Source organism: Pseudolactococcus hodotermopsidis (genome assembly GCF_011170085.1).
Taxonomy (GTDB): Bacteria; Bacillota; Bacilli; order Lactobacillales; family Streptococcaceae; genus Pseudolactococcus; species Pseudolactococcus hodotermopsidis.
The window spans coordinates 1-22,998 of record NZ_BLLI01000037.1 but is presented as its reverse complement, the minus strand read 5'-3'; the positions used below and the strand labels follow the sequence as shown (position 1 = coordinate 22,998).

Annotated in this window: 27 protein-coding genes; 1 reads left to right on the top strand and 26 read right to left on the bottom strand. The window is 38.5% G+C overall.

The window, feature by feature from the left end; all coding sequences use genetic code 11:
* Window positions 1–374: 374 nt before the first annotated feature.
* From Hs30E_RS06740 to Hs30E_RS06615, 26 genes are all read right to left on the bottom strand, one after another.
* Window positions 375–1,079: a hypothetical protein gene (locus tag Hs30E_RS06740; RefSeq protein ID WP_172209055.1), complete on the bottom strand. Its 705-nt coding sequence runs from the start codon at window positions 1,077–1,079 to the stop codon at window positions 375–377.
* The gene (locus tag Hs30E_RS06735) at window positions 1,069–1,278 is read right to left on the bottom strand and encodes a phage holin (protein ID WP_172209054.1); all 210 of its coding nucleotides are present in this window, start codon (window positions 1,276–1,278) and stop codon (window positions 1,069–1,071) included. Before Hs30E_RS06735 ends, Hs30E_RS06740 begins: the two co-directional genes overlap by 11 nt.
* Before the next feature lie 70 nt (window positions 1,279–1,348).
* Window positions 1,349–1,627, bottom strand: coding sequence for a hypothetical protein (locus tag Hs30E_RS06730; protein ID WP_172209053.1), 279 nt, complete (start codon window positions 1,625–1,627; stop codon window positions 1,349–1,351).
* Between the two features lies 1 nt (window position 1,628).
* Window positions 1,629–2,042, bottom strand: a complete 414-nt coding sequence (locus Hs30E_RS06725) for a DUF1617 family protein (RefSeq protein WP_172209051.1) — start codon at window positions 2,040–2,042, stop codon at window positions 1,629–1,631.
* Window positions 2,029–4,155, bottom strand: a complete 2,127-nt coding sequence (locus Hs30E_RS06720) for a hypothetical protein (RefSeq protein WP_172209050.1) — start codon at window positions 4,153–4,155, stop codon at window positions 2,029–2,031. Before Hs30E_RS06720 ends, Hs30E_RS06725 begins: the two co-directional genes overlap by 14 nt.
* The gene (locus Hs30E_RS06715; protein WP_172209048.1) at window positions 4,142–6,520 is read right to left on the bottom strand and encodes a phage tail spike protein; all 2,379 of its coding nucleotides are present in this window, start codon (window positions 6,518–6,520) and stop codon (window positions 4,142–4,144) included. The genes Hs30E_RS06720 and Hs30E_RS06715 overlap by 14 nt, the downstream gene beginning before the upstream one ends.
* A gap of 71 nt (window positions 6,521–6,591) precedes the next feature.
* Window positions 6,592–7,317 (bottom strand): phage tail domain-containing protein, encoded by a 726-nt coding sequence (locus tag Hs30E_RS06710; RefSeq protein WP_172209047.1) that lies wholly within the window; start codon window positions 7,315–7,317, stop codon window positions 6,592–6,594.
* Window positions 7,314–11,519, bottom strand: a complete 4,206-nt coding sequence (locus tag Hs30E_RS06705; RefSeq protein WP_172209045.1) for a phage tail tape measure protein — start codon at window positions 11,517–11,519, stop codon at window positions 7,314–7,316. The genes Hs30E_RS06710 and Hs30E_RS06705 overlap by 4 nt, the downstream gene beginning before the upstream one ends.
* A 73-nt stretch (window positions 11,520–11,592) precedes the next feature.
* Window positions 11,593–11,835, bottom strand: a complete 243-nt coding sequence (locus tag Hs30E_RS06700) for a hypothetical protein (protein WP_172209044.1) — start codon at window positions 11,833–11,835, stop codon at window positions 11,593–11,595.
* Window positions 11,836–11,851: 16 nt separating this feature from the next.
* Window positions 11,852–12,277 carry a type II toxin-antitoxin system HicB family antitoxin gene (locus Hs30E_RS06695; RefSeq protein WP_172209042.1) on the bottom strand — a complete coding sequence of 142 codons (426 nt, stop codon included), beginning with the start codon at window positions 12,275–12,277 and terminating at the stop codon, window positions 11,852–11,854.
* A 27-nt stretch (window positions 12,278–12,304) separates the two neighbouring features.
* Complete coding sequence (locus Hs30E_RS06690) at window positions 12,305–12,490, bottom strand: type II toxin-antitoxin system HicA family toxin (RefSeq protein WP_172209041.1); 186 nt, start codon at window positions 12,488–12,490, stop codon at window positions 12,305–12,307.
* Window positions 12,491–12,595: 105 nt separating this feature from the next.
* On the bottom strand, window positions 12,596–12,736 hold the full coding sequence (locus tag Hs30E_RS06685; protein WP_172209040.1) for a hypothetical protein: 141 nt from the start codon (window positions 12,734–12,736) through the stop codon (window positions 12,596–12,598).
* 47 nt (window positions 12,737–12,783) lie between these two features.
* A complete protein-coding gene (gene gpG / locus Hs30E_RS06680) occupies window positions 12,784–13,080 on the bottom strand; it encodes a phage tail assembly chaperone G (RefSeq protein WP_172209039.1) in 297 nt (98 codons plus the stop codon).
* A 50-nt stretch (window positions 13,081–13,130) separates the two neighbouring features.
* The gene (locus tag Hs30E_RS06675) at window positions 13,131–13,709 is read right to left on the bottom strand and encodes a major tail protein (RefSeq protein ID WP_172209038.1); all 579 of its coding nucleotides are present in this window, start codon (window positions 13,707–13,709) and stop codon (window positions 13,131–13,133) included.
* A 17-nt stretch (window positions 13,710–13,726) separates the two neighbouring features.
* On the bottom strand, window positions 13,727–14,104 hold the full coding sequence (locus Hs30E_RS06670; protein ID WP_172209037.1) for a hypothetical protein: 378 nt from the start codon (window positions 14,102–14,104) through the stop codon (window positions 13,727–13,729).
* A complete protein-coding gene (locus Hs30E_RS06665; protein WP_172209036.1) occupies window positions 14,101–14,499 on the bottom strand; it encodes a hypothetical protein in 399 nt (132 codons plus the stop codon). Before Hs30E_RS06665 ends, Hs30E_RS06670 begins: the two co-directional genes overlap by 4 nt.
* Window position 14,500: 1 nt before the next feature.
* On the bottom strand, window positions 14,501–14,875 hold the full coding sequence (locus tag Hs30E_RS06660; protein WP_172209035.1) for a phage head-tail adapter protein: 375 nt from the start codon (window positions 14,873–14,875) through the stop codon (window positions 14,501–14,503).
* Window positions 14,844–15,179 (bottom strand): hypothetical protein, encoded by a 336-nt coding sequence (locus tag Hs30E_RS06655; RefSeq protein ID WP_172209034.1) that lies wholly within the window; start codon window positions 15,177–15,179, stop codon window positions 14,844–14,846. Before Hs30E_RS06655 ends, Hs30E_RS06660 begins: the two co-directional genes overlap by 32 nt.
* Before the next feature lie 8 nt (window positions 15,180–15,187).
* The gene (locus Hs30E_RS06650) at window positions 15,188–15,595 is read right to left on the bottom strand and encodes a hypothetical protein (protein ID WP_172209033.1); all 408 of its coding nucleotides are present in this window, start codon (window positions 15,593–15,595) and stop codon (window positions 15,188–15,190) included.
* A 1-nt stretch (window position 15,596) separates the two neighbouring features.
* Window positions 15,597–16,727 carry a phage major capsid protein gene (locus Hs30E_RS06645; protein WP_172209031.1) on the bottom strand — a complete coding sequence of 377 codons (1,131 nt, stop codon included), beginning with the start codon at window positions 16,725–16,727 and terminating at the stop codon, window positions 15,597–15,599.
* A 21-nt stretch (window positions 16,728–16,748) separates the two neighbouring features.
* Window positions 16,749–17,498 (bottom strand): head maturation protease, ClpP-related, encoded by a 750-nt coding sequence (locus Hs30E_RS06640; RefSeq protein WP_172209028.1) that lies wholly within the window; start codon window positions 17,496–17,498, stop codon window positions 16,749–16,751.
* A 162-nt stretch (window positions 17,499–17,660) separates the two neighbouring features.
* On the bottom strand, window positions 17,661–17,822 hold the full coding sequence (gene rhuM / locus Hs30E_RS11180) for a RhuM family protein (protein WP_308780836.1): 162 nt from the start codon (window positions 17,820–17,822) through the stop codon (window positions 17,661–17,663).
* A gap of 292 nt (window positions 17,823–18,114) precedes the next feature.
* Window positions 18,115–20,214 carry a DEAD/DEAH box helicase gene (locus tag Hs30E_RS06630; RefSeq protein WP_172209024.1) on the bottom strand — a complete coding sequence of 700 codons (2,100 nt, stop codon included), beginning with the start codon at window positions 20,212–20,214 and terminating at the stop codon, window positions 18,115–18,117.
* Window position 20,215: 1 nt separating this feature from the next.
* Window positions 20,216–21,133, bottom strand: a complete 918-nt coding sequence (locus Hs30E_RS06625; protein WP_172209022.1) for a HamA C-terminal domain-containing protein — start codon at window positions 21,131–21,133, stop codon at window positions 20,216–20,218.
* Window positions 21,134–21,554: 421 nt separating this feature from the next.
* Window positions 21,555–22,142, bottom strand: a complete 588-nt coding sequence (locus tag Hs30E_RS06620; protein WP_172209020.1) for an ATPase — start codon at window positions 22,140–22,142, stop codon at window positions 21,555–21,557.
* The gene (locus Hs30E_RS06615) at window positions 22,143–22,373 is read right to left on the bottom strand and encodes a hypothetical protein (protein ID WP_172209018.1); all 231 of its coding nucleotides are present in this window, start codon (window positions 22,371–22,373) and stop codon (window positions 22,143–22,145) included.
* A 219-nt stretch (window positions 22,374–22,592) separates the two neighbouring features.
* Between Hs30E_RS06615 and Hs30E_RS11540 the strand changes: the two genes are divergently transcribed.
* Window positions 22,593–22,832 carry a hypothetical protein gene (locus Hs30E_RS11540; protein ID WP_371864145.1) on the top strand — a complete coding sequence of 80 codons (240 nt, stop codon included), beginning with the start codon at window positions 22,593–22,595 and terminating at the stop codon, window positions 22,830–22,832.
* Window positions 22,833–22,998 lie beyond the last annotated feature (166 nt).

The following is a 22,998-nucleotide window of genomic DNA, read 5'->3' as shown; positions in this document are numbered from 1 at the left end:
AAAGAAAAACAAGAAGAAAAGTGTGAAACAAAATCTTTTACAGTGCTTGTTAAATGAGCGTGTTTTGTGTGCTGTTATTGGAAATTTGTGATGTTGTTTGATAAATTAAATTTATGAAACGACCGTGATTATAACATGATACACTTGATAATTCTCAATTTCATAGATTTCAAACACCATTACATTTTACTGTGATTCATTTCATAGTTGACAAAAAAGCTAACAAATTTAAAATCATTTATGTCAGGCAAGAAGTGAATCACGCGCAATCGTGATTTTTTTATCGTTCTAAATTTTAAACAAAAAAAGCCTAGCCACTCGCAAAAGTAACTAGGCTTTTGGTTTAGATAAAAACGAAACTCTTTCTATCGTTTTTACTTAATATCACAACTACCGTTGATTTGTGCAAGACGTGCATGCCATGGTCCTTGTTTAGATGATTCAACACGATACATTGGCTTTCCGATACAGTGATTAGAGATGTCATCTAAGATTTTGATGTCATCTTTATCTTCGAGATATTTAAAACCTTGGTCAGCTGACCAGAAAAAAACACGGTCTTTCTTGAAAGCGCCACCCATGTTGTCTTTCATTACTACGATACATTCCATTTTACTTTGTCCTTTCAATTGTGGCGCAACTGGTGCGCTTGGTTCTGATACGATTTCTTCGATAACTTGCACGCCGTCAACGCCGATAGACCAACCGAGATATTCAAAGCCGAAAGCCGCAAACCAACCGTTAATTTCCTCCAATGAACGATATGGCACTCTTGCGCCTGCGTGAACCTCGCTATCATGAATTTCGATATTGCCGTTGCTCATTTTCGCTAATGCGACGTGACCATCTCCTGCATTGTTTCCAATGTTAATTGCCCAAAATAACGGAAACCAGACATCACTTGGAAAGTTCATATCATTATGAACCCAGCCTTTAGCTTTTGCCCTCTCGTATCCAATTTGAGCGCTGTATGAACGATTAGAATCCAACGCATTCAAGGCATCATCTACATAACCTAAACACCAACCACGCCATGACGGCGTATCAATGTCAGGTGTTACGAGTTGCTTATAACTCATCATCATTCTCCTTTGCATAATTGATGCCAGACACGCCAATCAGTGTGCCGACAAACGTATCAAGTGCTGTGATAATAATCACAGCAATACCAGTATGCGCCCAATTAGTCGCCGTCCCAATCGTGCCAACAATTGCTGCTAAAGCTGGCAAAACTGTGATAACAATCCATTTCAGAACGTCATAAGTTTTATTCGTCATTTTTCCTCACCCCCTTTCCTTTTTGACCCACAAATACCACCAATTTCAAGTAATCCCATTTATTCGCCTCCTAATCTGTTGTTGCCGTCTGTACCGCTTCTGGTGTATAACTTGCGCGTTGCGTTTGTGCCTGCTCATACGTTGCAGAGATAAAAGCATTTACATCAGCTTTGATTTCAGTTGATACTTTTTTATCTGTGTCAAATATAGCATCAGCGTTATCGCCAACAACTGAAAAATTAAAACTACCATCAGTGTTGATGTTAGCAGAAAAGTAGACGGCATCTACGTCGTTGATTGTTGATGAGGCATTAAGTGTGCCTTGTGATGTGATTTTTGTAAGTGTCATTTTAGATTTCCTCCTCTAATTTATCCATGAGCGTATCATAGATTACTGCATCATTCCCCGAAAACTCAATATCGAGTTCATCTAGTTGCGCCACCAAGTACTTGACTTTTTCTTCGATTTCATCAAGAGCTATCATCACCTCCTCGTCTACTAATATCCTTTGCTCTTTCAAACACTCTTTAGCAGTCTCAGGCACTAATTTATAGTTACCATCATCTGTCTTGACAAGATTGCCTTTATCATCACGTTCCCCATATTTTTCAAAGAGATTTTTTTCATCCTCTGAAAATTCCTCATATTTTTCCATCAGTTTTTTGATGAGTTTTGAGCGGCATCGGCTTGCTTTCGGCGCAAGTGCCAACTTTCCCAAAAAGTTGATGACTGGCGCTAGTTCTTGATTTTTAAATGTAAGCATTGAGTTTCTCCTCTATCTTTCCTATTTTTTGAGCTAATTGTTTGATAGCTAACCACGATAATGACGACATAGCGTATAGATTGACTGTTTTATTATCATGGACTATGTCTGGTAGATAATACTCTGGAGTAACGTTTACATCATCAATAATCGGCGACAACTGTTTGTCGTTTGGACTATTTTTATAAGCGTATTCCACAATATTTGTTTTACAAATTTCCGCTAAAGCATCAGATTGATAATCACCTTTGACATCTTTAAGAGACAATTGAGAGCTTGTTGAAAAGCTACCAGTGCTGATGACTTTTTGATTAAACCAATAATATGAGCCACTTCTCTCACCTGGCACACGGAAATTCATCGTTCCAGCACCTTTATCATACTGAATACTAGCCTCACTGACACCACCGCCCATTGCCAAATAGCCATCAAGCACAAGTCCTGTACTGTGTACTCGCATTGAGTTCCAGATATGTGTATAGTCGTAGATATTCAAAGCATTTGTAGCAATATTCGTATTAGCACCGTATGCCATTCCTGTTTCTGATCTTAACATAAAAGTCGAACCGTTTGAGCGAGTAAATGCCACATGTTTTGTACCCGAACCACGACCACCGATATACAATCCCTCCGTGCTCTGTAATTCGCCATTGCTATCATTCCAATTCTCGAAAATAATTTGCGCTTTGTTGCTGAAGTACACACCATTAGACAACACTTTTAGATAGGTGTCATTGCTGAACAAGGCAAGACTGGTAGCGCTTATCTTATCTGCAGTAATTGAGTTTGCGGCAATTCTTGCAGCATTTAATGTGCCTGTCGAGATGTTTGAGGCGTTGAGATTAGTGATGTTCACAGTGCTTGCATTTATCGTCCCTGCTGTTATCGTGCCAAGATTAGCTGAGATTGCCGCTAAATTTGCGACATTGATATGCGTTGATGTGATGGTATTGGCAGCAATTCTTGCGGCATTTAATGTGCCTGTCGAGATGTTTGAGGCGTTGAGATTTTTAACAGTTACAACACTCGCATCTATCGTGCCTGCTGTCAACGTGCCAAGATTTCCGTTAATCGCAGCAAGATTGGCTACCGTGATTTTATCTGAAGTCACTGCACCTGCTGCAAGTTTGGCAGTTGTGACTGCATTAGCGCCAATTTTATCAGCAATTACGGCACCCGCTCCAATTGTCGTTGCTGTGACTGCTCCTGCTGCTAATTTGACAGTTGTAATCGCTCCTGCTGAAATCTGTGTCGCTGTTACGGCATTTGCGGCGATTTTACCAGCAACTATTGCGTTCGCTGCGACTTTGTCAGCCGTAATTGCACCGTCCACAATCATATTACCTACAACGTATAAAGCGCCAGTTGAGGCATCATACGGTGCTGCTTTCACTCCCTTGTTCAACATGAATCGTGTCGCATAAGCCCTAGTCGCACCATGAACCACCCACTTCAAACGCATTTTGACAGTACCACTTGGGGCGACAAAATTTTCAATCTTAATAGTGGCATAGCCACTATTAGCAGGACGATAAACGCCTCTGCTATAACCCAGAATAGCTCCTGCGCTATCAAGTGCTTCTAATTCAAGTCTTGCACCACTACCGCCAGCAGCTCCTATTTCATTAACGGTAAAAACGCCACTTGCGGAATAAGGAAAATCAGCTCTTGCCCGAACATCTTGATAAATGCCCGACCAGTAGGTGGTTGTGTCCGCTCTTCTGTCAATACCAACGCTATAACTTCGCCCGCCAGTTGAATCTTGATGATAACCAGCTGAATCATAAAAGCCTTTATTGGCATTGACTGTTTGCGTGCCTTGAAAGAACCAACCATCAAAAAAGTTATTGGATTGAAATTCTGAATTTGTGAGCATGTTGCCTGTCGTTTCAATCGTCAGCTTATTCGCCGAAATCAGCACACCCTCACTTGACAAGTTAATCTGATTGATGATGTCATTTTTTGTCACGCGCAAATTGATGTCGCTTGACATCTGTGTGATTTTACTTTCGGCAGTTGTCATCTTACCAGTCAGTGTGTCTACTGATGTTTGACTGGCTTTGAGTTGAATCAATCCAGCTTGTTGCGTGATAGTCGTCTCAGCACTCGTCACACGCTTTGTTAGCGCATCTACTGTTGCTGTCGTAGCTTTGAGCTGAATTCTGACCTGCGTGTTGCGTGAGCGTTGTCTCAGCTGTTGTCATGCGCCCTGTCAAGCTATCTACTGCCGATTGACTGGCTTTTGTTGCTATCAAAGTTGCATGTTGCGAGACTGTCGTTGACAGATTCGCAGCTGTTGTTTTGACTTCCAAAGCTGACACAAGCGCTTGATTCAATGCCGCATCTAAAATCGGCGTTGAATAAGTTACTGCTCCATTACTAAAGGTTGTCGCAACTCTTGACCAGTAGTACTTGCCACTGACCCATGTCGGCACCCCAGTTCCCCAAGAACCGCCACTTTGAGCGGTGTTAGAGGTTGACAGATAAAACTGGTCTTGAACTGCTGTTATTGTTGGGGCGCTTGTACCATCTACCCCATCCACCCCATTTGCGCCTTGCTTAGATACTGAATAGCTAGTCGTACTCGTGTCATCTTGTAACGTAAAAACAGTTCTAGTCCATAAATACTGACTTGCCGAAGTAGTCGGGATGGATTTTCCCCATGTACCAGTTGGTACAGTTGTCCCGCTTGCTCCTGATTGATAAGTCACGGCAGAACTCTTGACAGATTTAGCGTGAGCATTTTGCGCTTGTGTCAAGGCTGTACTTGCGTTTGCTATCGCACTATCTGCCTTACTCACAGCATTATTAGCGCCAGTTACCGCTTGTGCAACGTTTGATTGCACTGCAGCGATTGCCGCTGTTGCGCTTGCGACTTCCGCGACGTTAGCAGCAAGTTCAGCATCTAGTTCTGATAACGACAATTCAAGTTCCGCTTGCGCTTGTGTGTTGATGGCTAAGCCTTCTACAAGACTGGCAATTTCAGTTTGATTTGCAGTCAATTCTTGCGTTGCTTGTGCTAAGATTGTCTCGTTTTCAGTTAGTTTATCATCAAGTTGGGCTATGGCAACGTCTTTTTCAGCGAGGGCGATTTCTAATTCTTCACGCACAACATCTAATTCTGCATTCAGTCCTAGCTCAAATATCTCCTGCCAATCGCTTGATACAAGTTCAACCCATGATGTCCCATTCCATGATTTGATAATTGTGCGCTCGCCGTCTTTGACGAACCAAATATCGCCAACTTTCGGATTCTGCGGTTCGCCGTCGCTTGAATTGCCGTAATAGTTGCTATTTTTTCCATTAGCAGACTGCACAGCCTCGATTGCATTCTTTTTCGCAGATTCAGCAACCGCCTTGATTTCTGCGACATTTCCCTTGATGATAGTGCCTAGTGTTGCTTTCTTTGCACCGAGCGTATACTCGTCATAACTATCTTTTAGAACATTCCACTTAACCGCCGTAACCTTTGCCTCAGTCGTGATGCCGAGCTTGTCAAAGTACACCTTGACAGTATCTGCCAAATCTAAGCGTTCAACTTTGGCAGCGTTATAGTCATCACTAACCATCTTCGCTAAATCAATGGTCGCAAGGGTCATAGACACTTTAGGCACACCGATTTGGTTAGCTTTGATGTACTTTTGCGCTCTCGCCTGAAGTTTTGTATCCGAATATGGATTTTTATCATCAAACTCATTAGAAAAGTCAACAAGTAAGGTCTTACGATTTGGAAAATTACCGATATGCGGACTATCGACCACAAGCTCTGGCAAAGTATGTGTCACAGTGCTCTCAGTTTCGCCCTCACGAGACGTTATCACAGCAACAGGATAAATAGACGTGACTGTTTCTAAAATGCTTGTTTCTTGCTCAAATGCCGTCAGATTTCGTCCGTAAGCAATAACAGTATTCGCATAGCTACCACGTTGTTCTAATAGCGAAATATGATAGTTATCAAACTTATACTCGCCACCCCAGTTGTCAAGAATCGACCCCTCAACACCACCCAAAACATCACGAGGTGTTTTAAAATCGGGAATAGCCCACGTTGTCGAACTTTCGGTTATCACGTCTGAAAAGACTGTCAAACCGTGGTCTGTTTCGTGAATGGCTGAAAGAAAACAATTCATAGCCCCCTGGCAATTTTGCTCAAAAGCTATGGTCTTTGGTTTCAAAGTCAAGTCATTTGTGATGTAGCTGACATGTTCAGCATGTACTGCAATCTTTCCATTAAGCGGTTTCGACACTTGCACAATTCTAAATAACTGATTTTTGAGGATATTTCCCGCATCAACTTTGATGATATTGTTAGCGAGCAAATGCTTTGACAAACCTGTATTGTAGCCATGAACCAAATCTAGCTCAAATTTACCGTTTAATTCTTCAGTAACTGTGGCGCTGATTGTGTCAACCAACACACCCAAGCCTTGATGTTGAAAATTCGTCTCGTTTGCTTGGTATAAAATCGGATAACTCATGTTTTACCTCCTTTCTTTATCATAAGTCTAGTGTATAAAAAAAATCCCCGAAAAACAGGACTTTTTCAACCTCACACCAAATCTCCCCACCTCGGCACAATCGTCACGCTAAATGAAGAATTATCCCAAGAAATTGTATTCGTTCCGACTTTCAAAACAGGCATAGGCCAAGAATAAACTTTATCCATTTGTGACTGATTTTTATCAAGATTAGTCGCTGTCATTTTTTCACAGTCAATGATAATGCCACCTGTGATATTTTTCAAGATAAAATCTTTACCATTGATTTTTAAAGTCACATTTCCTGTACCAGTTAAAGTCAATAAAGGCTTAGCGGAAATATTTCCTTTACTTGCAAACGCAACGTTATTTGACAAACTCTGAACATTTAAACCACTCGTTAGAAATTTAACAGGCGCAAAAATAAATCTAACCTCGACAGTCGCCCTAGTTTCATTCACTGGCTTTATTGTAACATTGCCGTCTACACGTGCACTGTAAGTATAATCTGGTTCGGCAGACCATAGCAGATTTGAATAACCAAAAGCAAGACTTAACCAATTTTTAATCGCATTTATCTGGTTTTCAAAAGTTTCAAAATCCAAATTGCGCCACATGACAAAACTCATCGTCGCATTTACCGACTTATAACGACCATTGTCAATAATAATCTCGCCATCACGACCTGCTATCTCAACTACCTCAACATCACGCGCAGCATTTTCAAACGTCAAGTCATCCAATATTTCTAAACCATACACCGCCTTAGCATTTTTACCTCGATAAGTAATACTCATACTAACCCTCCTCTCGCGTTAATTAACTCTTGGTTTGCCAGTTGATGCAACAATTCTGTTATATCTTCTTTACCAGTCCAAGTGACATTTTCGATGATGATTTTCTGCTCAACATTGCCTTGTTTCAAACCTTGTAAAGCCTTGACAATCATTTGTAAAATACCACCATCAACTTTATTTTGAATAACAGTCGTCAAATTCGGCGCTTTCTGAGCTTTTTCCATATCCCGAAAAATTTGCCCATTGGCGGGAATTATCTGCTTGCCGATTCCTTTAGCATATTTCGGAATCAACGGCGCAGTTTTCTGAGCAGTCAAAACTTTCGAGCCACGTGGCAAATCAAGCACCACATTGCGCCCCTCTGGTACAAATGACCGACCATTTGGCAAAGTTACCATCTCTTTGTAAAGTCGCCCTGCTTGGTCATTGACCATAGCTAAGCCACCCTTGTGGTAGTTAGACCCTTTAGCATACATAGCGCCTTGATAATTTTCCGTAGGCTTTGCAAACAAATCTTGATGAATTGTCGTGATTGTTGCTGTTTTATCCTTTACTTGATTGATTGTATTAACAGCGGAATTAACACCACTCCCTGTTTGATCACTAGCAGTCAATTTCTTTTCTTGCGGATGTAGTCGTTCATAGTCTCCAATCCGCCCAGTCGCTGCTTGAATAGTCGTATCAAGATTAAATTTATCAGCCAACAGTTTTTTTAATTCTGGGTCAATAGCATTGTATTTCTTGATTAACTCCCCGCTATCAACAATCTTTGAATTACTCAAAGTATTATCAACAATCATCGTCTTTAGCTCAACAGGTAAATTATTATATTGATTCAAAGTTTTTTCAGATGTTGCAATCTTATTCAATACATCAAAATTCTCAGCCTTTAGTTTTTTATTCATCGGAACAAATTCTTGCCACAACCCCAATTCAAGCATAGTTGTAGCTATTTTTTCAGGCGTATTAGACGCCAATATAGCGTTTTTTTGCTCCAAAGTCATCTCTTGCCATTTACCAGAAGCCATAAGCGCCTCTTCGACTTTCAAAGTTGCATCAGACTTTATCAAGGCTTGCTTCTCTGTAAATGGCAAGTCGTCCCAATAACCATTAGCAACTGCTGCCTCAGCAATCATTATCCTAGCATTAGATTTTAAACTCGCATCTTTTGCGCCAAAAACTAGCTCATCCCACGCCTCTCTACTCTTAGTTGCCTCGTTTATCTTCGCCTGTGCATTTGTGTCAATATTTACTTTCTTATCATCAAGGACTAAGGCGTTCCAACTCTTGACAAAAGCACTGGTTTTTTCACTCATCTTTCCTGTTTCAGTAGCCATAAGCTCTGTCTTTTTTTGAAATTCTTCGGCATTTTTTCCGTTCAGCACTGTCAATGTTTTAAAACTCTCGGCAACTCTCTTATTTTCGGCGATCATTTCCTTAGCGTACTCATTGGTACTAGAAATCATTTGACCATTTGTAAGAAATATTTCTTCTGACAGCTCTGGATATTTTTCAAGAATGGCTGCCATTTGACCATCTAATAATTGTGTAGCACTCGTTTGACTATCCTCTAATGCTGCAAGCATCTGATTACCGATTTTTGTATTTTCTAATCCCTGTGCCTTTAATTCATTTGTCATCTCCTCACGCATTTCTGAATAATGAATAGTGATTCCTTGACGTTGTTTCCCTAGATTCGACAACCATTCAGAACCTTGTGCTTTTGTCGCTTTTGCTACATCCCCTGTCATTGCATCAAGAATATTTCCAGCCTCTTTTTCTGTAACATTCAAAGTACTAACATAGGCATTAGCTGAATCAGTTGCTAAATTCTGAATCAATTTCAATTGTTGTGCCGTATATTCCCCGCCATTTTCAGCTGCCGTTTTTTGAATATTTGAAATTTCAGCCTGATTATCCTTAATTTTAGCAAGTGCCTCATTGTCAATTTTCGTCTGATCCTCAATAATTTTCCGCAAAGATTCTTGAATCGTTTCAGGCATTTTAGAAATCATGGCATCTAATGAAACTTGCTTATCCAAAATAGAATTTTCTAGTGTACTACCGATCTCTTTTAAATTTTCAACCATGCCTGGTGTCGCATCTGAAAAACCTTGCGCTGTCAATTGCATCGCTGTACCTGTCTCTTGTCCGAGTTTTTGGACTTTATCCATCGCCTCGTCAGCATGCGAGCCAACATCTGTCCCCCATTGCTCAATCCTACTTTTTGATTCACGACTTTCTCTCGTCATTTCTTGGAATGCTTTAACACCAATACCAGTAGCGATTGCTAAAGCGCCTAATCCAATAATAACTGGCGCAGCAGGTGCAAGCGCAGCACCCAATCCCGCAAGACCTCCCATACCGCTCGCAGCATTAGCAGCAAGCCCAACATCTTTTAAGCCACTAGCTAACTTGATACCTGTCGCAAGTTCCCCGAAACCTTTCGAGGCAATTCCCAAGGCTTTACTAGCGCCACCCAAAAAATTCAATGCGGGATAACCTAAGGCTAAAAATCCCGCTAACCCAACCCCAGCCGATTGAATAGGCTTAGGTAATTTTAGAAATCCGTCAATAGTATCATTTATCCGTTCAACCAATGGCGCTAAAGTTGGCAATAATTTTTGGCCAATAGTAATTTGAAGGACTTCGAGACTTGATTTGAACCTCTCAACACCATTTTTACTAGATTTTCCAAGCTCATCCGCTAATTTTTTAGTGTAACCAGTCGCATTACCCGTTTCTTTTGACAAACTCTTGATAGATTCGCCACCCTTATCAATCAAAGTCATCATAGCTGGTAGTGATTCTTTACCAACTAATGTCGTGATAATTTCATTGTAATCTTCAAGACTTCGACCATTTGCTAACCATTCTTTTTTCATGCCATTAAGTGATTCCACTTGGTCAGGTAATGACATTTTCTCAAATGCTGTTTTGATACCACCGTAAGCTGCGGTAATACCTTCCTCGGCATCTTTAATCTGTTTCTTCGTACCACCGAGATTGATAACTTCCGTCAGTCTATTTTTGGCATTTTGGATAGCTGGGACAGATTCCTCCCACGCTTTAACAAGTGGTTTAGCACCTTTACCTGCAACATTCAAAAGCTCTGAAAATTGCGCAACCATTTTATCCGTTGAGATTTGCGACAATCTCAATAAACTCGTCTTAAGCGCAGTACCCGCCTGTGACCCTAAGATACCTGCATCTGATAAAATACCAACAGCTGCCGCCGTATCTTCGAGCGTATTCCCAGTAGCTTTTGCGACTGGACCGACATATTTCATCGCCTCGCCCAAGTCTGCAAATCCAGACGATGTTTTATTAGCAACAAAAGTTAAACCATCTGTCACGCGCCCCGTATCCTTTGCCTCTAAGCCAAATTGTCGTAAAATACTTGATGCCGAATCCATGACAATCCCAAAATCATCCCCACTAGCTTTACTGGCATCTAGTATCGCTGGCATAGCAGCAATCGTTTCGTTCATATCGAAACCTTTTTTTATCAACTCCTCCATTCCGTTATTGATACTTGATGTTGAAATCCCATACTGTTTTGCCCAACCTTTAGACTTCTCGCCCATTTCCTCGGTAGCTTTTCCTAAATCCTCAGCATTTGGAATTGTATCAGCAAGTAATGATTTGACTGTGTTCATTTGCCCTTCAAAATCCATCGCTTTATTAGTTGCCAAGGCAAATCCCGCTGTCAATATTGTAGATACTGGGCGCATTTTATCGCCAATCTGATCTAACTTATTTCCTGCTGCAATCGCCTTATCCCCTAAACTATTCAACCCTCCTGCCAAGCCAGTGCTTGATGCAACTTCTTTTGCAGTGTTCAATAGTTCTACGTTTACTTGCTTGAGTTGTCCCTCAAATGATGCCATCTTCACATTAGCAGCTTGAATTTTATTAGCAAGTGCTTCATAGGCTGGCGTATTTGGTTCAACTTTTTTAAAGTCTTCTTCCAATTTTTTTAAAGCCTTAGACTGTGATTCAATCGCATTTTTTAACGACTTTTGCTTGGCGCTTAGTCCGTCGCTACTTTTTCCTGTCAATTTCATAACATTGTCCATTGCTTTCACTTCGTTTGTGAAATACCTAACCGCTCGATTTGCTGCCGTTACACTATCCCCGAAACTCGAACTATCTAATCCAAGTTTTACGACCATATTTCCTAATGGTGTACCATTTGCCATATTTTTCCTCCAAAATTTATTATAATTCCAGTATAAATAAAAAAAGCCCTAAAAATAGGACTTCTCAAATACCTCACTCTTTAAAATGCTCAATATAATTATTTTGTAAAGCTCTATAAAATAGTCGACAAAGCACATAGCCAAGCAAAAACCAAGCAATAATCGGTAGTATCGGCACAATAAACACCGCCCCCCAAATCATTGAAACAACAGCCTCATGATGTGTTAGATAAAGATTGATTGTTGCAACAAGGTAAAAGATAATCGCACCAAACGACAAACCAACCCTTATCAACGCAACTTGTTTATTTGTCATGAAACTACCTCCATTTTTACACTTCTCGATTAAATGCCAATTCTGTCGCTTTTGCGCCAATCGCCTCTGTCAATAACCTTGAAAAATTAAGCCCCGACCGTTTCGCTGTATCATCAGCCCACTTTGGAATTGTCAAAGTCTTTTTCACAAGCGTTTCATCATGAAAATATTTCTCCATATCCACTTTTATCAACGTAACAAAACCACCATCTTCATACTTGACGTTGTTTATATCTGACGGTATCGGTAACTTTTCGCCATTTTCGACAAAATCAGCTAATACCATGCCAAGAACCTCCTCAGCCATTGCGACACCAACAGACAAATCTTTGTTATTGATACCCGTGTAAGCACCTTGAATATCTGGAAATTCTATAAAATAGCCATCTCCATCATGCGCAAACACAGCGGGATAAGTTTTCGTCAATGAATCTATATACATAATCATTACCTCCAAAACAACACCAGACTATTTCAGTCCAGCATCTTTCAAGATTCTGCTCTCTAAGCCTCTCCCAAGGTCTTCGTTACCGTGAACAGGAACTGTCACACGAACACCATCTTTATAAAGATGATGATGTGACCCTTCTTGCCTACGTTCAACCCAACCTTGCTTTTTGAGAAGTTTGAGCATATCTTTCCCAGTAAGTGGCATATGCAACTGTACCTCCTTACATTTATTATTGTAGCACGTATATACACGTATTGTCAAGTAGTAAATGATATTTATTCAAAAAAATCGCATTTCTGCGAAGTTTTTTTATAGTGTATTGATAAAATCAGCCAAATCAATGACTTTATTTTCAGATTTCGCCACTTCGTCACCAGCACCTAAAACCATTAGCAACGAGCGCCAATCAGAATCCATAACCTCATTGATTGATAAATGCTGTTCAGTCATCATCGACTTGAAAAACATCAATAATTTCTTTTTGGCAGCAGTAGCAGTTACTTGTCCTTTGGGTCATCGTCACCACCACCCAAGATAGCCATTGTAACCTCTTGCACAATGACAGGCAATTCTTTTGTACTCAAACCATCATACATCTCATCAACTGTCAAATTATCAAATAATGTGGCAATAAATGCTAAGCGCTTGCCGAGAATTTCACTCGGCTTAAAATTCTCTTTTTCGATTGATTCCTCAAGCTCCAAATATTCAAGGTATTTACGAGCGGGGATAAAAGTACACTCATATACCTCTTTTTTGCCAGATTGATTTAAAACCTTGATTTCTAAACTCATATATTTCCTTTCAAAATAATCAAGACACCTTTGACAGTGCCTTGATTTAATTAGACGGCAGCTGTCATTTTCAACCCCGCTTTGAGTGTTGCAATTTCAGTCGATTCGCTACCGAGGTATTTAACCATGCGTTTCCCTTTAGTCGCCGAATCTGTCGAGGCATAAGCTGTAAAGGTTAGTTTATCCTTAGCTAATTCCTCTGTCTTTTCCTCTAGCGTATTCATCTCAATATCGCTTGGTGTAAAATACCCCTCATAAAAACCGATAAGAGCATCCTCTTCACTTAAACTATGAGATTCAAGCAAAACTGCACATTTAGGCGGTGTCAACTTTTGGCCAAGCGTAACCACACCAACAGTTTCGTCAAAACCACTGACAACATTGAGAACTTCCTCAGGAATATCCACCGTTTCAAGCTCAAGTTTAATATTGCCAATAGCTGTATGGTACGGTTTATTTGAACCATAAGTCACAACAGAATCGCCAAGTCCTGAGATTTTGGCGCTATAAGTCGCACCCTCTCCCTCATCGCCCTGAATCACAAAGATGTTTTTACCCGCACCACTCGTCACAGGCGCAGCACCATCTAACACACGGATAGTCATCCGCTCAAAACCAATTAAAGCCATTATTTAATCTCCATTTTCTAATAATCAGCGTAAAGTTTACTCACGCCAACATATCGGCGCGCATCCACATAACGCTTAGTTTCACTGAAATATTCATCAAGACCGCCAGATAACTGTACAAACTTCATGCTAAGCATAGCGCCCTCAACAGCTTTCGCTAACCTTTTCGTCTCAATCCTATCTGAAGTCTCAACATTGATTTGATAGACAAAACGTTTAGCTAGAAATTTATCACTCCCAGCCATCGCTTGCTCAGGCGACCCCACTGGCACAATCACAATACTTGAGGCGTTGTCAGTCAAAGTTTCAGGAGGCTCAAATGATTTGATTACCACATCTGCGAGTTCTGATTTGCCTGATAACACTTGAAAAACTTCTGTCATCATATCTTTCATTTTGTCAACTCTCCTAGTTTAGTGCGTAATTTTTGCTGATAAGTTCCCTCTTGCGATTTAACGAAACCTTGCATAACACCAAAAGCAGACTGCTTAACAAACTTACCGCCAGTATGATTAAAACCGAACTCATTGAGATGAACCACCTGCCAACGACCGCCAGACCAACCGACTTTAACAGATGGAACGTCATACTCTCGACTGACACGACTTGTTGCAATCATATCAGGGTCAACAAAATTTTGACCAATTGCTTGTAATTCCTGTGCGGATTCCTCGCCAATTTCTTTCAAAGTTTTATTAACAATACGATTCACACGTGCCTCGCCAAGTTTTGCCTCAAGATTTCGCACAAATTCATTCATACCAACAATTTCTGCACCAGTAAAGCTCATCTCACACCTCCGCCAACAAAATCGTGATAAAATCTCGCACATAAAAATCAGGACGAATATCCACAATATTCCACCGTCGACCAGCGAATCTCTCGTCTTGAATTTCAACAAAGTGTTTATTATCTGGCTGATAGTCAGTCAAAGGGTCTCGAATTTTCAAAGTCACAGACCGCTTAACATCAACAGCGCTATTTTTCAAGATAGTCAAATCTTTTTGAGACGGATTGTAAATCTCCGCAAAAGTTTCACACAAAACGCTCACTGGACTTTCTCGCACATCAAGCCCATTTGCTACACCGTACTTCCAAAACGTCACAGGTGTTCGTAACGTGCCATTGTGTGTCTTATTTTTGCGTTGTTTCTGACTTGAAATCATCTTCATCCTCCAATCCATGCTGAATATAGAGCAGATTGACTTCTTCTCGATAATTCTCCGCAAACTCGTCAAGCGCATCATTATACTCATAACGCGCCCTATCAAAAATTAAACTCACGAGCGTAGGATCATTAAAATCACGCGCACCAGTCAAACGAATAAGAGCATTGGCGCTAGACAGCAACATTTGTTTAAGATTCTCATCTTCAGCAGTCGTACTGATACGCATTCTATCCTTAAAATTTTCGAGATTCTCAAGTGCCCATTTTTCAATTCTCCACTTCTCGATTCCTTCTAGTGCCATAACACCTCCTACTCTGAAATCAACGCCAACAACTCAGCCTTTTTCATATTGTCTGTATACACAATATCACGCGCATCTAAGCATGCTTTGATTTCCGCAACTGTGCTATCCATCGTCGGAATTTCAGGCACTCCCTCATTCTCTTCATCAACATCAACTGTCGGAATTTCAGACACTTTTTCATCAACATCAGCAATATCATCAAACTTTTCAACTTTTTCCGCAGTCGACTTTTTCGTTTCTGGTTCAACATCAACAATATCATCAATCTTTTCAACATAAGATTTTAACGCTGTGTCAATCTCCACGAAACGCTCCTCTGTAACCTCGAACACCTCGCCAACATGACGTGTGCGATTGATAGATAAATCTACAAAATCTTTCAATACTTTAATTTTCAAAACTTCATTTTCCATTTTAAGCCCCTTCGCTAACTAGCGTACCAATAACCGCCACATTATTGTCTTTTGGCTTACCAAAATAGAAAGCCTTAGCTGTGTAAAGATTTAAATCATCAACCGCAAGCGTTTGCTCATATTCCTTAATCTCAGTGCCACCACCAACATAGGCATTGTAGCGTTTCGCAACAAAAATGACAACTTTACCCGCACTAACAGCCACTGATTGCATGACTTTAATACCAAACGGCAAAGTAAAGGTGTAAACACCATTTGAGTTGAGTGACGTGAATTTTGCCTCTAATTCATAATAGTCAGACGGATTGACAAGCATAATCACAGAACCAGCAATTGCCACTGACTTCCCTTTTTCGGACATAGATAAAACAGACATTGCATTCTTCAAAAGCGATGGCGCATTTTCTGGTGTGAGACCAGTCAAATCAATCGTTGAAGTTTTCGGATTAAAAATCGTCACACCACCAGACGTTGTGCCACTGTTAAGGTCACGTGTCAAGCCGATAGGTTTCTTATTGCCATCGCCATTGACGATAGCAGATTCAAGCGCTACTGAAAATGCCTCAGTGATTTGCCCTAAGATAAACTGTTTCAACCAAAAAGGCTCAAATTTCAGCGCATCTTTTGGCACAACGACAAAAGCCGTCAATTTACTTTGAGAGAAGTCTTCTTCACTAAACACCGTATCAAGTTGATTTTTGATGTCTGTAAAAACATCATCCCAACCCGCAGCGCCAGAAGTTTCGGCAACTAAGGCTTTCAAACGCAAACCAGCATTTTTGAAATTGATAACCGACAAAATCGGATGTTCCGTTTTCAAATCTTCAAACACTTCGTTGATAGATTCTTCTGGCAAAAGAATCGGATTTTTCGTCCCAACATTTTTGCTAATATCGTTGAAAAACTTGACCTCACTTGCCGTCATGCCTTTACTAAGTTTTTGTGCATCGAACATCTGCTCAATCGTCTCACGACTTGAATTTGTCAACGTTTCCGTCAAATCACTGCCAAGTGTTTGCATCGCCTCAGCATAAAGTTCATTTTGTGCCGTTTTATCGGCATCATTTGCGACAGATTCCGTGAATTTCGTCACTGCTGCCTGATAGTTAGGTAATTTGTTAAAAATAGTCATTTTGACCTCCGTTGTTAAAATTTATAAAAAGACAAAGCGTGCCAAGTCATTGACTGGCTTTGATTTTTCAGTTGTTTTCTCGTCAAGCACTTCACTGACAAGCTCAGAAACAAGATTTTTCAAATCAGACTTTTCAAATTTGACATCATCTTTGATTTTTGACTTATCAAGCATAGCTTTAAAAGCCTTGACTTTTTCCTTGCTGACAATATGCCCAACACTTGCGACCAGTTGTAACGGCTCGTTTTCAGCAAATAACACCTCATCTGCAAAACCTAGCTCGACTGCTTTATCAGCAGTCATCCACGTTTCCTCGCCCATTAAAGCAAGTATTTTGGTAACCGTTTGACCAGTTTTCTCAGCATAAACTTTAGCTAAACTCTCGCTAGTCGCAAATAAAATCTGACTTGCATGGTCAAATTCACGATAATCGCCATAATCAACCATTGCAGCATTATGAATCATCAGTTGCCCAAGCGGACTAATCTTAATCGTATCGCCAGCCATAGCCACAACACTAGCAATACTAGCAGCAAGACCACTGACAACCACTTCGACTTTTCCACCGTATTCTTTCAATGCTGTAAAAATCTCACTACCAGCAAACACCGAACCGCCACCAGAATTGATTGATAGCTGAATATCTTGACCACCAGCTTGCGCTAGAAAATCTTTGACTGCTTTTGGACTCACATAAGGGTCACCGAACCAATCGTAAAACCACGCATCACTATCATCAACGACAGCGCCATTAAATTTGAACTTCAACATCACTCCTCACCTCCTTTCTCTACTTCTTGATAATTTTTAGTGATATAGTATTACCACCCACACCACCAAGAAGTCCATCAAAAAAATACTAAACAACAACCTATAACCCAGATAAAGGTAGCGAGTAATAATTCGCTACCTTTATTTTTTTCAGTATTCGCTCTATTTATAATCAACTCCGCTAACCGTAAATCTTTCAATAATTTGTGTCACCCACTTCCGAAACTGCACGGCACACTCAGAATTCACTTTATAGCCGACGGAAATTATTGCTTGTAAATTATAGTGTTTTGTCTCGTAGTTTTTCCCATCTACTGCAGTTATCCGAAATTTTCATCAGCATATATCGCCTCCACGCCACTTGATGTGATAAAAGTTAGATACTCGGCAGCACTGCTGAGGGTAGAAATTTCATTGTTTTTATTTGCATTGTTTCCCATGATTCTCACTTTCGCTATTGTTGCTTGATTCAATTCTATCATCATTATATCACGCATGCCTAGCTGTCCAACTAAATTTACAAAACAACCAATAGATTAAGAAAATGGATTTTGGGCAGATTTGAGGGATAGTATGAAAAATAATATATGACTACATTCACTTGAAAACAACGATTTTAAAGCGCCTTCTCTAAAATAGTCTTTTCATATTCGCTAAGATTAAATTGTTGCAAATTCCGCTTAATATGGTCTAGTGTGTTATCGTTTGGAAGATTTCTCAATTTTTTCAGTGCTGAAGATGGTACACCATAATCTAGCAAAATACTGATTTTTTCGTCCACCCCCTCGTTTTCAAGAATAGCAATAAAAGATGAATAATCTGCTTTTTTGTCAGATGATAAGTAATTAACGATGCTCTCAAGCACACTGAGTTTTTTTGGGATTTCATATTTTGCTTTATTCTTAATAAAAGATAAAATTTCAGAAACAGATAAATTGATTATTTCCTCTTCGGTCTTATCTTTTCCTTCTTTAGCTAAGTATTCTTTTTTTGATTCTATTTCTTTAACAATAACTTCTTTTAAGCTATTGTGTGATACGCTAATGCATTTATAAGCAAGTGCGTTGTGATAAGTACCGTTATTTTCATCAAGTATATTATTTATTATTCCTAAAGTATTAGATAATATGTCATAAGTAGGCGTAGTAGTTGACCAAAGTAAATCATCCAAAACAGTAGGATTATCTTTCAGATGTAGATATAATTTTGTCTGTTTTTCTACACTGAAATAATTCGCTTTAAATATTTCAAGTAAATCATTCGGCAAATTTTCGATTAGCTTTTGATAATCGCTTTTTCTTTCCTCTTTAATATCTTTGGTTTCTAAATTGACCAGTATCTCACTTTGTAAATCTTTATTTTGTTCAACAATTGGAATATCAAGAGTTTCATCAATCTTTTCGGGCGGTTCATCAAAATAGTAAATATTACCAGTATAATATTTCATCATTCGTCCAGCACGTCCTTTGATATTATTAAAATCAAAATACGTAATTTTAGGATTCCCTTTGTGCATATCATAAATGACGATATTTTTTGCAATAGTGTTGACCCCCTCAATTAATGAAGTGGTAGCAAAGATAACATTCAAATCTCCATTATTAAAATATTCTAGCTGTGAATTCACAATATGACGCGGATATTGACCATTATGTAGTCCAATTCTTGCCCGCAAATATTTCTTCAACTGCCATTTTTCAGATATATTTTCATCTATCCATTCAAAAATAGGAAATTTTTTCTCCTCCAGATTATCAAGACACTCAATATATTCTTTAGCCAGTTCTTCGGCTTGAGAAGGAGATTTGACATACACAATAGTTGGCTCAGATTTATCCGTCAATTCATTCAAAAGTTCAAATAGTTGTTGGCGTTTTTCCGGCTCATTATTTTTACTCCAAGCGCCTTTTTTAGCGCTAGAATCTATCTTTTCAGATTTTTGATTTACCAAACTATAATCTGTCTTGAAAAATTCCAAGTGATATTTTCCAATAAACTCTTGATTAATATCATCAATGTTTGGCGTTAACAGCAACAACTGTGGAGATTTCAACATTACTTTATAAAATGCAATATTTAAATGACTTACTCGCTCATCTTTTTTCTTGTTAGAAATCTTATAAAATTCATCAACGATAAATAGGTCAACAGTATTTATTACAGGAAGAATATCCAGAACTCTTTCGCTTGTTAAGATAAACAGGTTATTTTCTTTTACCTCTTGTTTTGTATTGACGATAATATTGTAAAAATCATCATACTTCTTAAGTTTCCTTCGTGTCTCGTCAATCAATGCAAGTGTTGGCTGAATAATGATGATATTGTTATGGGCTTTTCTTGCCACAAATTCTTCAATCAATAAACTTTTCCCAAAGCTTGTAGGCGCTGAAACTAGCAGATTTTGTTTATTAGATATTTTTTCTTCCAACTGTTTTTGTTCAAAATGAAATGTCAAATTTCCGTTTGAATCATTTTTTAAATACTCAGATTTATGATATTCATTCCTGATAAGTGCAGCTGTTCCCAAACTTTCTTTTTCTTTCAAATATGGGTAGAATCCAAAACTCTCTATTAAATCAGAAAATACAGGTCTTACATTTTCATGAACATATTTCCAATTTTCAATAACAGAAATCAATTGTTCTTTATCTTGATCCTGAGAAATTTTACTGGCTAAATTAAAGCTTTCATCAAAATTTTGCAAAATATCCTTCATCTTAGCTCTGCTCCTTTTTCAATTTCTCGTGCATTTTTTTTACCAACTTATATTTACTTTCAACAGGGAACAAAAATAAATGTATTTTCAAATTCTCTTTATGCAGAAATCCCTTTGTCTTATCATCAAAATTTGTCCTTGCTTTTTCAACTGAATCTTTAAGTCTATCTAAAAAGTCTTGAGACGGTTTATCCGTTCCTTTTTCATAAGAAAAAGATTTTAGAATTTCATCGTCAAACAAAGCAAAAAAACAGGCATTTATCTTCACAAGTTTTGATAAAACTTTACTATCCGGAGCAATTAAATTTTTTATCTCATCATTTTGAATTCCCAAATCTTCGAATCTATTGCTAATTATCGTAAATTCTTGTTTGAAAAATTTTGAATTAAAATGCTTATCCAAATCATCTGCAAGTTCTCTTAGTGCTGCATTCTTATCTTTATAAAACTTACTTTCACCAATCCATAATTCATTACTCTCTTTATCATAATGAACCGCATCAAAACCATGCACTACTGCATTGTAGCTATCCTTAAAATAGATTTTTGATATCAATTGAGGCTTATTAAGTTTCTTTTTCAAAAGATAATATAAAATCAGTTCTCCAAACTCACCTCGTTTTAGATACTTATCTTCTACTGAAGAATCAAGTGCTAAATATCCATCATTTGCTTCGCGAATTTCTTTTACCTCATAAAGGAGTTTCATTCCCTGTTTAGTAGCCTTTCTAGGACTAGCTTTAGATATTTCACGAGCCTTCTCATCTCCTAAAGCAAAATTGGGAATTTCATCAAAAATCTCTTCACACCAATCTTCCTCACTCTGGCATATATTTTCATTTCCATCTAAATCAAAAACAATATGAAAACAATGCGTTTTAATATCATTATATGGATAATATTCCGTTTTCTTTCCCAAATTTTCATCTCATTTCTTTTAATATATTTTCAATATCTTATTTTCTTTCTCCCATTATACCACATCAACACTATCAAAGCCGCAGAAAAATACGCCCAAAAAGGTATATGTGAGATGAACCATCTTCAAATTCTTCCAAATTATAGGTGGTCATTTTTCATCTTCCGTTTCTGTCTCTTATTCATCACTCAAAATGATAAATAAGTCAAGCAAAAAACTATTAAAGTGCGGTTTGAAGCGTTCATCTCGTAAACGGTTAAATATCAAATAAAGGAGAAAACTTGCTTTTTAGGGGTTTAGAAAATAGGTTTTTTGTGGCTATTTTACACATTTGGCTTTGGGTTGATGGTGTTTTATTTTAGATATAAAAAACGCCCTTATAAATCAAGGACGTAAACCATTACCTAAATAATTGGTGAAGTTATTTTATATAGTTTTTTACATACGGGAAAGCATCGGTATTGTCAATTACAGTCAGCTCACTAGCTGAATAAACAATTTTATAGCCTTCACTTGTTGTGTTGTCGTAAATATCAATCGCATCACAATAAGGCAAAATTAATTTTAGGTTTTCTAATGATTTTTCATATCTTTTACGAACTAAATCATCTGGAATCCCGTGTCCATTTCGCTTAACCCGCTCCGCAATTCGTTTAATCGCCAAGTCGGAACTTTCAAGAGATACATAAATAAGCTGAATTGAAAAACCATTCTCTTTAGCTCGTTTTATTTTCTTGATTTGAGAACTAATGTTACCTGAAAGTGTTGTTTCCTGATTAAAAGATATTTCTTTTGAAATACACGCCTCAATCATCTTAACCGCAAGTCTGGCACTTTTGGCTTGGTCTGTAAAGTTCCGCCAATCGCCACCAAACTCCCTTAAAATTTCATCAGGATTTATACGAAAAGAATTTGTTAAAATATTCTTTCCTTGGTCTAGGCTGTAAAAAGTAGACTTACCAGCACCGTTTATTCCAGCAATTAAAGTATAAGTTGGTTCTAACAACATTTAGCGCACAAATGGAGAGTTGATAATTTTTTGCTGTTCCTCTTGCAACAATTGTTCTTCAATTGCTAGCAAAATTTTAGCTTCCCTCTCATTTTTAACAACTTTAAAACTTCCAGATAAACCAGCATAACCGATTTCTTCAAGTTCAAGATAAATTTTATGCAACTTTTCCATTCTTTCTGCTGTCAGATTGGCATTTCTTGAAATCGTAACAATTTCATTATCGGTCATTAAACCACCTCTTTTCTTTCTAGTTATTTGCTTATTCGTCAATAAAATGGACAAAAATACGAAAAATAGCAGAGTAAATTTCACCAAATTATTAAATATCAAAGCAATAGCTTGTCTATTATTTAAGCATAAAATGTACAAAAAGTCAATTTTCTCGCCTGTTCTGCGTTGTTTTACAATTGTAAAGCAACACAAAATTTAAACTAATTGGAGGAGAAATTGCATAAGGAAAAGGAAATAAAAATCGGTTATGCGCGGGTTTCAAGCATTGATAACCGTCAAAAATTGGGCTTGGAGGTTCAGCAGGAAGCGCTGAAATTTTGCGATTATTATACCATATCACGTCCAGCAGTCCAAATTTACACAAGAAAAAACATTAACAAAAAACCACTTCTTCCCTTACAAAAACAGCCTCACAAGCCCAAAACAGCGCTTGTGAGGCTGTTTTTTTGCCCTTAGCTATATTTTCGCCATACAGAGGTATAATCTGAGGATTAAACAATAGACTTCTCCCGAAATTAAATTTCGAAATTGATAATACCACAAATTAAGGACGCACGAAGTAAGTGCCTCTTTCTTCGATTACGATATTTCTGAGCCATACACTTAAAGGTTTTGATTTTAG